Raw genomic sequence first — 14472 nt, 5'->3', positions numbered from 1 at the left:
CACGAAGGTATGTATGGTGACTTGGTTCACAGGCACGGATTTTTTCTCGCGAAGGACGGGCGAGTCTGTTGAGGACGGAAGAGTGGGCATAGGCAACCGCGTGGGCCGGATGGTGCGGACCCCCGTTTTCGGTATCGCGATGCTTACGCCGATCGTCCTCGCCGGCGCCGTGGGCGCCGCCCCCGGCCGCCAGAGCGCACCCGTCTACGGCGCCGATGTGACCCCGCTGGCCGCCGTGTCCCCGTCGCAGCAGGACACCTCCGGCGTCACCGTCGTCGCACTGACGAAGCAGCCCAGCAACTTCCGGGTCGCCGAGGCCACCGTGTCCGCACCGCCGCCGTCGATCGTGGTGAACTCCCCTGGCGCCATGCGGATTCCGGCGGTCGCGCTGGCCGCCTACCGCAACGCCGAGGCGATGATGGCCAAGGCCGCACCCGCCTGCGGCATCAGCTGGAACCTGCTCGCCGGGATCGGCCGCATTGAGTCCATGCATGCCAATGGCGGCGCCACCGACTCACACGGCACGGCCGTCACCCCGATCTACGGGCCGGCGCTGGACGGCACGCTGCCCGGCAACGAGGTGATCGTGCAGACCGTGCAGGCCGGGCGGGCGGAATACGCGCGGGCGATGGGCCCGATGCAGTTCCTGCCGGGCACGTGGTCGAGGTACGCCTCCGACGGCGACGGCGACGGCAAGGCCGACCCGCAGAACATCTACGACGCGGCCCTGGCTGCCGCGCGCTACCTGTGCAGCGGCGGACTGAACCTGCGCAACCAGTCGCAGGTGCTCACCGCGATCCTGCGCTACAACAACTCGATGGCCTACGCGCAGAACGTGATGGGCTGGGCCGGCGCGTACGCCACCGGCGTCGAACCCGTGGCGCTGCCGCCGATCGTCGGACCCGTCCCGGCCCTGGCCGATGCGCACCTGGAGAACCCGGAGGGCCTGGGCCCCGGTATGCCGCTCAACGCGATCGGCCTGCCGTCGTCGGATCCGCTGGCCCAGATGCCGTTGGTCAACTTCGGCAACACCGAGACCGCCGGCCAGCTGGTCACCGGCCCGCTGCCCGGACCTGCAGGCATGCTGCCCGGACAGGCCCCGTGCCAGGTGATCTGCATGGGTCCTGCGATCGCCACCCCGGCACCGGAGGCAGCCTCCCAGGTCCCCGCCGAAGCACCGCAGCCCTGGCAGCCGCCGTGGCTGCTGCCGCCACCGGCACCGGCTCCGGCTGCCGAGCCTGCGGCACCGCTGCCGCCGACGTTCGGGGCGCCGCCCGGACCGGCCGCCTGACCAACGGCTGGTCGCGCGACCTAGACTCGGCCTCGATGTCTGCAGAACTTGAAACCGCCGTCCGCGCTGCCCTCGGCAAGGTGATCGACCCGGAACTACGCCGCCCCATCACCGAACTCAACATGGTCAAGAGCGTCACGGCCGGCGCCGACGGCGCGGTGCACGTCGAGGTCTACCTGACCACCTCAGCCTGCCCGAAGAAGACCGAGATCACCGAGCAGGTGCGCCGGGCTGTCGCTGATGTGCCGGGCACCGGTGCGGTCACCATCACCCTCGACGTGATGAACGATGAGCAGCGCACCGAACTGCGCAAGATGCTGCGCGGCGATGCCGCCGAACCGGTGATCCCGTTCGCCCAGCCGGGCTCGTTGACCCGCGTCTACGCGGTGGCCTCAGGCAAGGGCGGGGTGGGCAAGTCCAGCGTGACGGTCAACCTGGCGGCGGCGATGGCCGCCCGCGGTCTGTCGGTCGGTGTGCTCGACGCCGACATCTACGGCCACTCGATCCCGCGGATGCTGGGCACCGACGAACGGCCCACCCAGGTCGAGTCGATGATCCTGCCGCCGATCGCCCACGACGTGAAGCTGATCTCGATCGCCCAGTTCACCCAGGGCAACGCGCCGGTCGTGTGGCGCGGGCCGATGCTGCACCGGGCGCTGCAGCAGTTCCTCGCCGACGTCTACTGGGGCGACCTGGACGTGCTGCTGCTGGACCTGCCGCCGGGCACCGGCGACGTGGCGATCTCGGTGGCGCAGCTGATCCCGGGCGCAGAGATCGTCGTCGTCACCACCCCGCAGCTGGCCGCCGCCGAGGTCGCCGAGCGGGCCGGTGCGATCGCTCTACAGACCCGCCAGCGCATCGTCGGCGTGGTCGAGAACATGTCCGGGCTACTGCTGCCCGACGGCACCACCATGCAGATCTTCGGTGAGGGCGGCGGCCGTCAGGTCGCCGAGCGCCTGTCCCGCGCGGTCGGCGCGGATGTGCCTCTGCTGGGCCAGGTTCCGCTCGATCCCGCCCTGGTCGCCGCCGGCGACTCCGGTGTGCCGCTGGTGCTTTCGGCGCCGGACTCGGCGGCCGGCAAGGAGCTTCGCGGTATCGCCGACAAGCTCTCGGCGCGCCGCCGCGGACTGGCCGGGATGTCGCTGGGCCTGGACACCACCCGCCGCGGCTGATCGCAGACTCGGCGAGCCTCAGGTGGCGTCGGCGTCGAACGGCGCAGGCGTACCGGGCGGCAGCGGCTCAGGCCTGGGAGGCATCGCCGCCGGCGGCGGTGCGCTGTGCGGCTTCTCCCCCGCCGGGGTGTCGGTAGGCGGCTGGAAGGCCTCGGTGAGCCAGGAGTCGTCGCCGTCGAGCAGGTGTTTGGTCAGCGCAGCGCGCGGTGTCATCCCCCGCAGCTTCTGCAGCTCACTGAGCGGCTGACGCAGATCGTCGAATTCCGGGCCGAGGTCGTCGCGCAGCTGGCTGGTGGCTCCACTGATGTACTCGCGCGCCTGGCGAAGTGTGTTCGACGTCCATCTGATGGCGCCGGGCAACCGCTCGGGGCCGAGGATCACCAGACCCACGACCACGAGCAGCAGCATCTCGCCCCACCCGACATTGGCGAACATGGCGTCAGTTGTCCGGCGCCGGGTTCACCGTCAGCACGACCTTGCGGCCGTCGCGCATGACCTCGATCGGGGCGTCCTGGCCGATCTTGAGCTGACGCACCGCGACCACGAACTCGTCGGCGTCGGCCACCTTGCGGTTGCCGACCTTGACCACCACGTCGTTCTCCAGGATGCCGGCCTTCTCGGCGGGTCCGCCCGCCTTGACGTTGGCCACCTGGGCACCCTGGGCGAGGTCGTTGCTCACCGAACGCGCCGACAGCCCCAGCGTCGGGTGCGTGATCTTGCCGTCCTTGATCAGCGTCTCGACGGTCTGCTTGACCTCATTGACCGGGATGGCGAAGCCCAGACCACTTGCACTGTCCGACAACGACTTTCCGGCCGTGTTGATGCCGATCACCTCGGAGTTCATGTTGATCAGCGGGCCACCGGAGTTGCCGTGGTTGATCGAGGCGTCGGTCTGGATGGCGTCGATCACGGTGTCGGTGTCGGAGCCTTCGCCGGACAGCGGGACCGGCCGGTGCAGGGCGCTGATGATGCCGGAGGTGACGGTGCTGCGCAGGCCGAGCGGAGCGCCCGCGGCGATCACTTCGTCGCCGACGTGGACCTTGTCGGAGTCACCGAACTTGGCGACGGTCAGGTTGTCGACGTTGTCGACCTTCAGCACGGCGAGATCGGTCTTGGGATCGCGGCCGACGAGGTTGGCGGGCACCACCTTGCCGTCGTTGAACACCACCGTCGTCTTGAACTTGCCCGGGTTCTGGGCGGCGTCGGAGATGACGTGGTTGTTGGTGACGATGTAGCCGCGGCCGTCGACGACGACGCCGGAGCCCTGAGCACCCTCGTCGGCGCTGACCGACTCGATGGTGACGACGGAGTCGGCCACCGACGCAGCGACCTTCGCGAACCGGCCGACGGGCACTTCACTGTTGCTGTCGGTGGACAGGGTGACCTTCGAGGTGGTGAACGCCTCGACGACCTCGGCCGTCTTACGTCCGACCCAGCCGCCGACCAGACCGATCAGCAGGGCGGTGATGCCCAGGATGGCCAGCGCGACATAGGACACCCGGCCGCCGAAGAGGACGTCGCGCACCCCGAGCTTGCCGGTCGGACCGGAGACCGCGACAGGCACCGGCTTCTCGACGGCCGGCGTGCCCAGCGCCGCGGGGGCATTCGGATCGCGCCACGGATCGTCAGGCTCTTCGGGACCCTCGGGACCGGCGTTGAGGGCGCCGGCGTCGGCGGGATGGCGCTGCAGCGACTCACCGCCGGGGAAGGGCCGGGAGAACGCCTCCTGCAGGACCGGGTCGGACGGCTTGTTCGTCGGCGTGAAGTCGACGTCACCGCGGTACTTGGCGGGGCGCAGCTCCTCGGCTACGAACGAACCGTCGACGCCCTTGGGCCGGCCGAAGGTACTGGTGGCCTGTGGATCGACCGGAGGACGCGAGATCGGGCGCGGGGCCAGGCGGGGGCTGCTGCCGGAACTGTCCTGATTGGGGCTCAAGTTCAACCTCTATCCAGGCGCTCAGAAGAGAACGCGTGCTACGGGACCGAGCACCTCGCTGCTCGCTGTCACATCCACCCTACCGGCGCTTACGACGGTCACGAGGCGTGCCGTCAGCTAACTGCTCGGCGAGTCCCGGCGGGGGCGGCGGGTCGTCGGGTGCGGAATGTGGAATCTGTGACAGCAGGCCCAACAAGCTGGTGGGAGTGCTGATCGGGCAGGAATCCCGCAGCGCCTCCCTGGCCTGGCTCTGGCCGTCGACCTCGGCGGCACACTGCGGACACAGCGACAGGTGATGCGCGGCGCGCAGATAGGACTTCATCCGCAGCTCGCCGTCGACATACGCGGCGATCGCCTCGGTCGACAGGTGCTCGGTGGAGCCGAACTGGCGCGGGGCGCCGACCGGGGCATCGCTCTGCGACGCGAACTGGGCGGGTAGCCAGGAGAAGGCCCGACGGAACATGTGTCCACGGTCGACCATCACCGGCTCCTCTCCATGGGTCGCGTCGAAGTTTCGCGGCGCTAGGTCGAATGTAGCGCGCGAACCCGTGAATGACATGCCGTGACGACCACTTCGGGCGGCTGTCCCGGTGTGCCGGCGCCGCGGACCGGTCAAGCCGATTCGGCGGTGAAGTCGCTGATGCTCCGCTGACCGGAGTGAGTGGCCAGGTAATCCCGCAGCGCCTGGCGGCCGCGGTGGATGCGGCTGCGCACGGTACCGAGCTTCACACCGAGGGTGGCACCGATCTCTTCGTAGGACAGACCTTCGATATCGCACAAGACCACCGCGGCGCGGAACTCCGGCGGCAGCGAGTCCAGCGCGTTCTGCAGGTCAGGGCCCAGTCGTGAGTCGTGGTAGATCTGCTCGGGGTTGGGCTCGTCGGCCGGCACCCGGTCGTAGTCCTCCGGCAGCGCCTCCATGCGGATGCGGCCGCGGCGACGGACCATGTCCAGGAACAGGTTGGTGGTGATGCGGTGCAGCCAGCCCTCGAAGGTGCCCGGCTGATAGTTCTGGACCGAGCGGAACACCCGGATGAAGGTCTCCTGCGTCAGGTCCTCGGCGTCCTGCTGGTTACCCGACAGGCGGTAGGCCAGGCGGTAGACCCGGTCGGCGTGCTGACGTACCAGCTCGTCCCAGGACGGCATGGCCGCCCTGTCACCCGTTGCGTCGAACACCGCGGTGCCCTGCAAGTCGTCGGACGGTTCAACCCACTCGGCATCAGCGAGCTGCTCCAGATGAGCCATGCTCGTGGGGGCCGTCAATGTGGTGGCCGTGGGATCCTCCTGGTTGATCTGCGATAACGGCTGTGTGCCGTCAAACGCATCATGCGTCACAACACGAGCGCCCTCGGGCGTATTCCCCGACCAGCGTTCCCGGTGTTCCATGCCCGCTACCGTTCCCCATCGCGGTGTGGGGAGGATGTGAGCAAACTGAGCTAGCTATGAGAAATACTTTCGTTACCTTTTGTGCGCTGGGCCGATGCCCGCACCTTCGAGGTTCCTGTGTGCCCACCAGCATCGGCGTGTCGGAGATCGCGTCGGCGCCGGTCCCCGGACCGGGCGCGCCTGCCCGCGTGGGGAACGAGTTGGCCCTACGCTGCTGAGAATGGCCACCACCGACGACAATTCAGGCCAGCGGGAGCCGAGCCAGGCCGATCGGATTCTCGCGCATGCCGAGGGATCGATCTCCGAGGACGTCATCGTCGCGGCCGCCCGGGAGCGGGCCGTCGACGCCGGCGCGGGCGCGGTGACACCGGCCGTCGGCGCACTGCTGAGTGTGCTGGCCCGACTGTCGGGCGGCAAAGCCGTCGTGGAGGTAGGCACCGGCGCCGGGGTCAGCGGGCTGTGGCTGCTCTCGGGCATGCGCGAGGACGGCGTGCTCACGACGATCGATATCGAACCTGAGCACCAGCGCATCGCCAAGCAGGCATTCTCCGAGGGCGGCATCGGCCCGTCGCGGACCCGGCTGATCGCCGGGCGAGCCCAGGACGTGCTGACCCGGCTGGCCGATGCGTCCTACGACCTGGTGTTCATCGACGCCGCCCCGAGCGACCAGGCTGATTTCGTGGCCGAGGGCATCCGGTTGCTGCGCTCCGGCGGCGTGATCGTTCTCCACCGGGCCGCACTGGGCGGCCGGGCCGGCGATCCGGCGGCCAACGACGCCGAGGTCTCCGCGGTACGCGAGGCCGCCCGGCTGATCGCCGAGGACGAGCGGCTGACACCCGTGCTGGTGCCGCTGGGCGACGGCATCCTGATCGCCGCGCGCGACTAGTTCCCTTTCTCTCTCCGGCGAGCGTGCGCTGGCTGCACGCTGCGTCGGCGTGTCTGCGTGCCGACACGCACGCTCGCGACGGATACCCCTTGACCGCTGATTGAACAAGTGTTTAGCGTACTGAACATGCGTTCAGCAGACTTGACCGCCGCCTCCCGAATCCGGGATGCCGCCATCGAGTTGTTCGGCTCTCGCGGGTTCGACGTCGGAGTACGTGCGATCGCAGAGGCCGCCGGGGTCAGCCCCGGGCTGGTGATCCACCACTTCGGTTCCAAGGACGGACTGCGCAAGGCCTGCGACGACTACGTCGCCGAAGAGATCCGCAGCGACAAGTCACAGGCCATCCAGAGCACCGACGCGGCCAGCTGGCTGGCACAGGTCGCCGAGATCGAGTCGTACGCGCCGCTGATGGCCTACCTGGTGCGCAGTATGCAGACCGGCGGGGAACTGGCCCGCCACCTGTGGAACACGATGATCGCCAACGTCGAGAGCTATCTGGACGACGGGGTGCGGGCCGGGACCATCCGGCCCAGCCGGGACCCCGCCGGGCGCGCCAAATACCTGGCCATGGCCGGCGGCGGGGCGTTCCTGCTCTACCTGCAGCTGCACGACAACCCGACGGATCTGCGCGCCGTACTGCGCGACTACAGCAACGACATGATGATGCCCGCCCTCGAGGTCTTCACCGAGGGCCTGCTGACCGACTCCACGATGTTGGAAGCCTTTGCCGCACAAGAAGATCTGGTTTCACCCCCCGCAGGAGACAGCGATGGCGACACCCCGCACTGACAACGCCGTGGAAATCCACGGTTTGGTCAAGACGTTCGGCCACACCCGGGCACTCGACGGCCTGGACCTGGTGGTCCGGCCCGGCTCGGTCACCGGATTCCTCGGTCCCAACGGCGCCGGCAAATCGACGACCATCCGGGTGCTGCTGGGCATGTTGCGCGCCGAGGGCGGCAGCGTGCACCTGCTGGGCCGCGACCCGTGGCGCGACGCCGTCGAACTGCACCGGCGGGTCGCCTACGTCCCCGGCGACGTGACCCTGTGGCCCAACCTCACCGGGGCGCAGTCCATCGACTTCCTGTGCGGGCTGCGCGGCGGGGCCGACGCGCGCCGCCGCGACGAGCTGATCAAACGCTTCGAACTCGATCCGCACAAGAAGGCCCGCACCTACTCCAAGGGCAACCGCCAAAAGGTCGCCCTGGTGGCGGCGTTCGCCACCGATGCCGACATCTACATCCTCGACGAGCCGACCTCGGGTCTGGACCCGTTGATGGAGCAGGCTTTTGCGCACTGCGTCCAGGAGGTCGCCGCGCGCGGTGCGGCGGTGCTGCTGTCCAGTCACATCCTCGCCGAGGTGGAAAAGCTGTGCGACAAAGTAACCATCATCCGCGCGGGACGCACCGTGCAGTCCGGCTCACTGGCCCAGTTGCGGCACCTGATGCGGACCACCGTGACGGCCCGCACCCGCGGGGACGCCACCGATATGCGCGGCTGGCCGGGGATACACGACGCGCAGTTCCGCGATGGGCAGATCCGATTCTCGGTCGAGCGTGAGCAGTTGGACCCGACGATGGCACGGCTGACCCGGCTGGGCATCCTCGACCTGACCGTGACGCCTGCCTCCCTGGAAGACCTCTTCCTGCGCGAATATCAAGGCGCGCAACGATGAACGCGCCCGTGGCCGTCGGCCGCCACCACGCCGAACCGGCGTCATCGCTGTCCGGGGTGGCCGCACTGCTGCGTTTCGCACTGCGCCGCGACCGAGTGCGGCTGTCGGTATGGATCGCGGCGCTCACCCTGATGATGGTGTACGCCCCCAACGGCATCAAACTGGCCTACCCGGAAGAGGCGCAACGACAGGCCCGCGTCAACCTGCTCAAGACCCCGGCCGGAATCATGCTGGGCGGCCCCATGTTCGGCGGCAACGAGACCGACCTGGGTGCCATGATGGCCAACGAGCTCATGCTGACGCTCATCATCGCGGCCTCGATCCTGGCCATCCTCACCGTCATCCGCCACACCCGCGCCGAGGAGGAGAACGGCGCCGCCGAGCTGATCCTGTCCTCGCCGGTGGGCCGTCACGCCCGCACCGCGGCCGCGCTGATCCTGATGGGCGCGGTCAACCTGACACTGGCCGTGACGATGACAGCCGCCATGGCGGCAGTGCCGGCAGCGGGGTTCGCCGTCGTCGACACCGCCGCGATGTGCCTCGGTGTCACCGCGGTCGCCACGGTCTTCGGAGCGACAGCCGCGCTGACCGCCCAGCTGTGGCGCCAGGCCCGCACCGCCACCGCGGCGGCCATGGCAGCGCTGGGCGCCGCGGTGCTGATCCGCGGCGCCGGAGACGTGATCGACAACTCGGGCAGCACGCTGAGCTGGTGCTCCCCCATCGCCTGGGCCCAGCAGATGCGGGCATTCGTGGCACTGCGCTGGTGGCCGCTGGGCCTTGTCCTGTTACTGATCGCCGGATTGGTCTGTGCCGCAGTCGTGTTCGAGAGCCGACGGCAGTACGACGACGCCGTGCTGGCATCGGTGAACGAGCATCCCGGCGCCCGGCCGGTCGGCGGGGTGTTCGGCCTGCAGTTGCTGACTCACCGCGGGTTGACGATCGGCTGGTCGGTGAGCCTGCTGGTGGCGGGCGCAGTCTTCGGTTCGATGACCAAGTCACTGCTCGAGGCCGCGCGCGGCAACGAGTTGATCGCCCGGGTGCTCTCGGCGCAGGGCACCGACGGGGTGTATACGACGATGACGCAATTCCTGGCCGCAGCGACGACGGCGTATGTGGTGACGGTGGTGGCCGGGCTGAGCCGCGACGAGCAGTCGGGGCTGGGCGAGGCGGTGCTGGCCGGTGCGGTGTCGCGCTGGGTGTGGCTGTTGTCGGCGGTCGGCGCGGCCGTCACCGGGGCGGCGGTGCTGCTCGCGTTCGCCGGGCTGGGCAACGGGCTGGGTGCGGGGCTCACTCTGGGCGAGCCGCAGACGATCCTGCGGCTGACACTGGCCGCGCTGGCGTTCCTGCCTGCGATGGCAGTGGTGGCGTCGATCGCCGCGCTGGGGGTGGCGCTGCGCCGCCCCGGTCTGGGCTGGGTCGCTGTCACGTTCGTGGCGGCGGCGCTCTATCTGGGTGCACTGCTGCGGCTGCCGCACTGGCTGATCGAGGCCTCACCGGTGGGGCGGACCACCGCGCCGTCCTCGGTTTCGGTTGCGGCACTGGGAGTTATGAGCGCGATTGCCGTCATGCTCACACTGAGCGCGGGGTGGCTCTACCGCCGCCGCGATGCCGTCTAGGAGTTGACCATGCCGAACACACTGCGGGTGACACTGTCGTCGCTGGCCAGCCTGGCCGGGTTCATGGTGCTGCTGTTCGTGCCCGCGGGCACGCTGCACTACTGGCAGGGGTGGCTGTTCCTGGGCGTGTTCGCGGTGGTCTCGCTGGTTCCGACGCTCTACCTGGGGCAGCTCGATCCCGCCAACGTCGAGCGCCGCATGCATGCCGGGCCCAAGGCGGAGACCCGCACGGTCCAGAAGCTCGTAGTGGTGGGAATCCTGGCGTGTTTCACCGGCATGCTCGTGGTGTCCGGCGTCGACCACCGGTTCGGCTGGTCCGATATGCCCGCCGCTCTGTCGGTGCTGGGCGCTGTGCTGGTGACCGTCGGGTTGGGCGTGGCCATGCTGGTGGTCGTCCAAAACCATTACGCGGCAGCCACTATCACCGTCGAAGACAATCAGCCGCTGGTCACCACGGGGCTCTACGGAATCGTGCGGCACCCGATGTACTCGGCCAGCGTGGTGATGATGCTCGGGATACCGCTGGCGCTGGGCTCCTACTGGGCACTGCTGATCGTGCCCGCGGTCCTGGCGCTGCTGGTGATCCGCATCGCCGACGAGGAGAACATGCTGCGCGAGGAGCTGGCCGGCTACCGCGACTACATGGCCGCGGTCCGCTACCGATTGATACCGCTGGCCTGGTGAGCCGTCTAGGGTGAACCTCGTGACAGGGCCCGTGGACACACCATGGCGGCGGCACGGCAGGCTGCGGTACGCCGCTACCCGATTACGCAGCGCGATACGCCCGCCGGTGACCGTGACCGACCCACCCCCCGACATCGTCGTCGAGCGCGACGTCGCGGTGCCGACCCGCGACGGAACTGTGCTGCGCGCCAACGTCTTCCGCCCACCTGGTGACAAGCCCCGGCCGGTGCTGCTGTGTGCCCACCCGTACGGCAAGGACGACCTCCCCCGTCGCAAGCGGGGCAGGTGGACGTTCTCGGCGCAGTATCGCGCACTGCGCCAGCCGAGTCCGGTGACCTTCTCGGCGTACACCTCGTGGGAAGCGCCCGATCCGGCGTGGTGGGTGGCGCAGGGATTCGCGGTGGTCAACGCCGACCTACGCGGCTGCGGCACCGCAGGCGGCACCGGCAAGCTGCTGAGCCCGCAGGAGGCCGAAGACACCTACGACATCGTGCAGTGGGCCGCCGAACAATCCTGGAGCGACGGCAAGGTGACGATGTCAGGGGTTTCGTACCTGGCCATCAGCCAGTACGCCGTGGCCGCCCTGCGCCCGCCCGCACTCAAGGCGATCATCCCCTGGGAGGGATTCACCGACGTCTACCGCGATCTCGCGTTCCCGGGCGGTGTGCGGGAGAAGGGCTTCATCAGGATCTGGGCGGCCGGGATCAGACGCACCACCCGGCAGAGCTACGACATCATCGCGATGGGTGACCAGCATCCGCTGCGCGACGAGTTCTGGCAGTCCCTGGTGCCCGACCTGTCGGCCATCACCGTGCCGATGCTGGTGTGCGGCAGCTTCTCCGACCACAACCTGCACAGCCGCGGCTCGATCCGCGCCTTCGCGCAGACCAGTTCGCGGTTCGCCCATCTCTACACCCACCGCGGCGGCAAGTGGGCTACCTACTACTCGGCAACCGCCAGGGCAGCGCAGCTGGCGTTCCTGCGTGCCGCACTGGACGGCACTGAATCCGAAAGACCGCCGCGCACAGTGCGATTGGAGGTGCGTGAGGATCGCGAGACCGTCGCCTCGGTCCGCGAGGAACTCAGCTGGCCGCTGGAGCGCACGGACTGGCGCCGGCTGCACCTCGCCGGGTCCGGCGAACTGAGCACCGAGGTGCCCGGTGGTCCGGGCAGCGTCGAGTTCGCCGTCCGCTCACGGGCCGCCGCGTTCACCTGGACCGTGCCGCAGGACACCGAGATCAGCGGACCGATGGCGGCGCGGCTGTGGGTGGAGGTCTGCGATGCACCAGACGCGGACCTGTTCGTCGGCGTCGAGAAGCTGCGCGACGGCCGGGTCGTCGACTTCGAGGGTTCCTACGGATACGGCCGCGACCGGGTCAGCACCGGCTGGCAGCGCGTGTCACTGCGGGCGCTGGACGCCGAGCAGTCCCGCCCCTGGCTGCCGGTGCCCGCCTGCACCGAACCGCAGCCCGTCTCCCCCGGACAGGTCGTCGCCGTCGATGTCGCCCTGGTGGACTCGGCCACCCTGTTCCGGGCCGGCGAGCAGCTGCGGCTGGTGGTGGCCGGGCGCTGGCTGGCACCGCGCAATCCGCTGACCGGACAGTTCCCCGCGAACTACCCCACATCCAAGCGTGGACGCATCGTCCTGCACTGGGGGCCGTCCTACGACGCGCACCTGTTGGTACCCGTCATCCCGGGCTGAGACTCGCTACGACAGGAGCAGAAGTGCGGCCGTGACGAGCATGACCGCCGCCGTGGCGCCGTGGACTCCCCAGGCGGTGGTCTTGGCGCCGCCGTTGCCGAGCACGATCGCAGCATCGGCGATCGGAATGATCGTGGCCGCCAACAACACCCAGCCGACCAGGTGGGCCGACCCGGCGATCATCAGGATGACGACGATCAGCCCCGAGGCGATATCGCGGACTCCCTTGACACTCAGGTAGGCGTTTCCGGGCGGCTGATCCTGAGCCCAGGCAACCCCGTAGCCGGCTGCGGCGACTCGGGGTGCAAGCAGGAATCGAGCACCGATGACGATGATTGCCGCCGCGATCACACTGGCGAGCGCATAGCCGACGACGATGGTGGACATGTCGAATCTCCTTGAATCGCTATTGAATCGGTGAACACGCAGCGGGGTCGAGCAGTACTGCCTCGACCGTGACGATGCCGTCGGCGGTGAAACCGGCCATGTCGGCGGCGAACTCGGGACTCGCCATGAAGTCGCGTGTGACGCGTTCGGGGTCGGCGCCGGGCGGATACCTGACCAATGCGGCGAGACGATGCTCCCCGCCGGATCGCTGCGTCCAGACGCCGACGGTTTCCACGCCGTAGGCGGCCAACGAGGTCAGGTGGCGGGGCCAGTGAACTGTCGCATACTGCTGCAACGCTTCCGGCGACCGCAGGGTATAGGTCCTGAGTTCGAACATGTGAATCACCGTTCCTCTCCGATCAGTGCTAGCAACGCTAACCCCGGATCGCAGCCGGGTCAATAGCATTGCTAGTGTCACTAGCAATGCTATAGTTCGGCATGGCCATCGAGGATCGCCGGGAACGGGAGCGGGCCGCCCGCCGACAGCTGATCGTCACCACGGCGCGCACCCTGGCCGAGGCCGAAGGCTGGGATGCGGTCACCACCCGTCGGCTGGCCACCGAGATCGAATACAGCCAGCCGGTTCTGTACAAACACTTCACCGGCATGGAACACATCGCCGACGCGGTCGCCGTCGAGGGGTTCGGGGAACTCGCCGATGCCATGCGGACCGCCCGCACCGGGGCCGTCGAACCCAGCGCCTCGCTGACCCGAATTGCCCACGCGTACCTAGACTTTGCCCGCGACAACCCGGCCGTGTACGACGCCATGTTCACCCGCCCGACCACGTTCGGCTTCGCGGCCGACGACACCCCGGCCCAACCGGCGGCGGCCTTCGCCGAACTGCGTCAAGCGGTCGCTCATACCGCAGGCGAACACGATGCCGACACTCTCACCGAAGTGTTCTGGGCCGCCCTGCACGGGCTAGTCACTCTCAGCCGCACCGGGCGATTACGGCCCAGCCACCATGAAGACCGTCTCGAAATTCTGATCAGTCGAGTCACCGGCAGCCAGCCGGCAGCCCACGCCGACTGAAACCATCGGCGGCGATGCGCCCCGCACGTCATCCTGTACTGGTGAACGTCCCGCGACGCGCGTCCGCCGGCGCCCGTCGACCCGGCCCGAGGAGGCCCGCGTGGAGTTGATGACCGGATTCGGGCTGGCCAGCGCCGCCGGGCTGAACGCCTACATCCCGCTGCTGGCGATGGGGCTGCTGGGCCGCTTCACCAACCTGGTCAACCTGCCGCACGGCTGGGCCTGGCTCGAGAACGGCTGGGTCATCGGCATCGTCGCGGTGCTGCTGCTCGTCGAGATCGTCGCCGACAAGGTCCCGGCACTGGATTCGGTCAACGACGCCGTGCAGACCTTCGTGCGGCCCACCGCGGGTGGCATCGTGTTCGGCTCGGGCACCGCGGCGCAGACCGCGGCCGTCACCGACCCGGGCGAATTCGCCCGCACCGGACAGTGGGTGCCGATCGCCATCGGTGTCGTCACCGCGTTGGTGGTGCACCTGACCAAGACGGCGGTCCGGCCGGCCGCCAACGTGGCCACCGCCGGGGTGGCCGCACCGGTGCTGAGCACCATCGAGGACGTCACCAGCGTCGGGCTGGTGTTCATCGCGATCCTGCTCCCGGCGCTCGTGCTCGTGGTGCTGATCGCACTCGCGTGGGGCGCGTTCACACTGCTGCGAAAACGGCGCCGCAAGAAGCGCGCCCGCGCCGGGACCGACACCTGACG

At 69.0% G+C, this 14472-nt stretch carries 16 protein-coding genes; 10 read left to right on the top strand and 6 right to left on the bottom strand.

Annotated features, from left to right (window positions below; genetic code table 11):
* The first annotated feature begins 109 nt into the window (after positions 1–109).
* Complete coding sequence (locus tag HBE64_RS05800; RefSeq protein WP_167108771.1) at positions 110–1291, top strand: lytic transglycosylase domain-containing protein; 1182 nt, start codon at positions 110–112, stop codon at positions 1289–1291.
* A 35-nt stretch (positions 1292–1326) separates the two neighbouring features.
* Positions 1327–2463 (top strand): Mrp/NBP35 family ATP-binding protein, encoded by a 1137-nt coding sequence (locus HBE64_RS05795; protein ID WP_167098946.1) that lies wholly within the window; start codon positions 1327–1329, stop codon positions 2461–2463.
* An 18-nt stretch (positions 2464–2481) separates the two neighbouring features.
* On the opposite strand, the gene tatB is transcribed toward HBE64_RS05795, so the two are convergent.
* From tatB to sigE, 4 genes are all read right to left on the bottom strand, one after another.
* Complete coding sequence (gene tatB / locus HBE64_RS05790; protein ID WP_167098943.1) at positions 2482–2898, bottom strand: Sec-independent protein translocase protein TatB; 417 nt, start codon at positions 2896–2898, stop codon at positions 2482–2484.
* A 4-nt stretch (positions 2899–2902) separates the two neighbouring features.
* Positions 2903–4399, bottom strand: a complete 1497-nt coding sequence (locus HBE64_RS05785; protein WP_167098940.1) for a S1C family serine protease — start codon at positions 4397–4399, stop codon at positions 2903–2905.
* Positions 4400–4478: 79 nt separating this feature from the next.
* Positions 4479–4880, bottom strand: coding sequence for an anti-sigma E factor RseA (rseA, locus tag HBE64_RS05780; protein WP_167098937.1), 402 nt, complete (start codon positions 4878–4880; stop codon positions 4479–4481).
* A 131-nt stretch (positions 4881–5011) separates the two neighbouring features.
* The gene (gene sigE / locus HBE64_RS05775) at positions 5012–5785 is read right to left on the bottom strand and encodes an RNA polymerase sigma factor SigE (RefSeq protein WP_167098934.1); all 774 of its coding nucleotides are present in this window, start codon (positions 5783–5785) and stop codon (positions 5012–5014) included.
* A 220-nt stretch (positions 5786–6005) separates the two neighbouring features.
* Between sigE and HBE64_RS05770 the strand changes: the two genes are divergently transcribed.
* The 6 genes from HBE64_RS05770 (at position 6006) to HBE64_RS05745 (ending at position 12348) form a co-directional block, all read left to right on the top strand.
* Entirely contained in the window at positions 6006–6671 is a 666-nt protein-coding gene (locus tag HBE64_RS05770; RefSeq protein ID WP_167098932.1) for an O-methyltransferase, read from the top strand.
* A gap of 126 nt (positions 6672–6797) precedes the next feature.
* Positions 6798–7460, top strand: a complete 663-nt coding sequence (locus HBE64_RS05765; RefSeq protein WP_167098929.1) for a TetR/AcrR family transcriptional regulator — start codon at positions 6798–6800, stop codon at positions 7458–7460.
* Positions 7441–8346, top strand: coding sequence for an ABC transporter ATP-binding protein (locus tag HBE64_RS05760; protein ID WP_167098927.1), 906 nt, complete (start codon positions 7441–7443; stop codon positions 8344–8346). Before HBE64_RS05765 ends, HBE64_RS05760 begins: the two co-directional genes overlap by 20 nt.
* Complete coding sequence (locus HBE64_RS05755) at positions 8343–9962, top strand: ABC transporter permease (protein WP_167098924.1); 1620 nt, start codon at positions 8343–8345, stop codon at positions 9960–9962. The genes HBE64_RS05760 and HBE64_RS05755 overlap by 4 nt, the downstream gene beginning before the upstream one ends.
* Positions 9963–9971: 9 nt before the next feature.
* Positions 9972–10646, top strand: coding sequence for an isoprenylcysteine carboxylmethyltransferase family protein (locus tag HBE64_RS05750; RefSeq protein ID WP_167098921.1), 675 nt, complete (start codon positions 9972–9974; stop codon positions 10644–10646).
* Between the two features lie 31 nt (positions 10647–10677).
* Positions 10678–12348: a CocE/NonD family hydrolase gene (locus tag HBE64_RS05745; protein WP_167108768.1), complete on the top strand. Its 1671-nt coding sequence runs from the start codon at positions 10678–10680 to the stop codon at positions 12346–12348.
* A gap of 6 nt (positions 12349–12354) precedes the next feature.
* Here HBE64_RS05745 and HBE64_RS05740 read toward each other — a convergent pair whose 3' ends face one another.
* Both HBE64_RS05740 and HBE64_RS05735 read right to left on the bottom strand, forming a co-directional pair.
* A complete protein-coding gene (locus tag HBE64_RS05740; RefSeq protein ID WP_167098919.1) occupies positions 12355–12735 on the bottom strand; it encodes a DUF4267 domain-containing protein in 381 nt (126 codons plus the stop codon).
* Between the two features lie 19 nt (positions 12736–12754).
* On the bottom strand, positions 12755–13072 hold the full coding sequence (locus HBE64_RS05735; RefSeq protein WP_167098916.1) for an NIPSNAP family protein: 318 nt from the start codon (positions 13070–13072) through the stop codon (positions 12755–12757).
* 101 nt (positions 13073–13173) lie between these two features.
* Here HBE64_RS05735 and HBE64_RS05730 point away from each other — a divergent pair, with 101 nt between their 5' ends.
* Both HBE64_RS05730 and HBE64_RS05725 read left to right on the top strand, forming a co-directional pair.
* Positions 13174–13770 (top strand): TetR/AcrR family transcriptional regulator, encoded by a 597-nt coding sequence (locus HBE64_RS05730; protein ID WP_167098914.1) that lies wholly within the window; start codon positions 13174–13176, stop codon positions 13768–13770.
* 100 nt (positions 13771–13870) lie between these two features.
* Positions 13871–14470 carry a DUF4126 domain-containing protein gene (locus HBE64_RS05725; RefSeq protein ID WP_167098911.1) on the top strand — a complete coding sequence of 200 codons (600 nt, stop codon included), beginning with the start codon at positions 13871–13873 and terminating at the stop codon, positions 14468–14470.
* The last annotated feature ends 2 nt before the right edge of the window (positions 14471–14472 follow it).

The organism is Mycobacterium sp. DL592 (assembly GCF_011694515.1).
Classification (GTDB): domain Bacteria; phylum Actinomycetota; class Actinomycetes; order Mycobacteriales; family Mycobacteriaceae; genus Mycobacterium.
This window is presented reverse-complemented; position numbering and strand designations above follow the sequence as displayed.

What these genes read in the sequence shown, in the direction of transcription:
- HBE64_RS05800 (WP_167108771.1), top strand. Translation starts at nt 110, where the DNA reads ATGGTGCGGACCCCCGTTTTCGGTATCGCGATGCTTACGCCGATCGTC.
- HBE64_RS05795 (WP_167098946.1), top strand. Translation starts at nt 1,327, where the DNA reads ATGTCTGCAGAACTTGAAACCGCCGTCCGCGCTGCCCTCGGCAAGGTG.
- tatB (WP_167098943.1), bottom strand. Translation starts at nt 2,898, where the DNA reads ATGTTCGCCAATGTCGGGTGGGGCGAGATGCTGCTGCTCGTGGTCGTG.
- rseA (WP_167098937.1), bottom strand. Translation starts at nt 4,880, where the DNA reads ATGGTCGACCGTGGACACATGTTCCGTCGGGCCTTCTCCTGGCTACCC.
- sigE (WP_167098934.1), bottom strand. Translation starts at nt 5,785, where the DNA reads ATGGAACACCGGGAACGCTGGTCGGGGAATACGCCCGAGGGCGCTCGT.
- HBE64_RS05770 (WP_167098932.1), top strand. Translation starts at nt 6,006, where the DNA reads ATGGCCACCACCGACGACAATTCAGGCCAGCGGGAGCCGAGCCAGGCC.
- HBE64_RS05765 (WP_167098929.1), top strand. Translation starts at nt 6,798, where the DNA reads ATGCGTTCAGCAGACTTGACCGCCGCCTCCCGAATCCGGGATGCCGCC.
- HBE64_RS05760 (WP_167098927.1), top strand. Translation starts at nt 7,441, where the DNA reads ATGGCGACACCCCGCACTGACAACGCCGTGGAAATCCACGGTTTGGTC.
- HBE64_RS05755 (WP_167098924.1), top strand. Translation starts at nt 8,343, where the DNA reads ATGAACGCGCCCGTGGCCGTCGGCCGCCACCACGCCGAACCGGCGTCA.
- HBE64_RS05750 (WP_167098921.1), top strand. Translation starts at nt 9,972, where the DNA reads ATGCCGAACACACTGCGGGTGACACTGTCGTCGCTGGCCAGCCTGGCC.
- HBE64_RS05740 (WP_167098919.1), bottom strand. Translation starts at nt 12,735, where the DNA reads ATGTCCACCATCGTCGTCGGCTATGCGCTCGCCAGTGTGATCGCGGCG.
- HBE64_RS05735 (WP_167098916.1), bottom strand. Translation starts at nt 13,072, where the DNA reads ATGTTCGAACTCAGGACCTATACCCTGCGGTCGCCGGAAGCGTTGCAG.
- HBE64_RS05730 (WP_167098914.1), top strand. Translation starts at nt 13,174, where the DNA reads ATGGCCATCGAGGATCGCCGGGAACGGGAGCGGGCCGCCCGCCGACAG.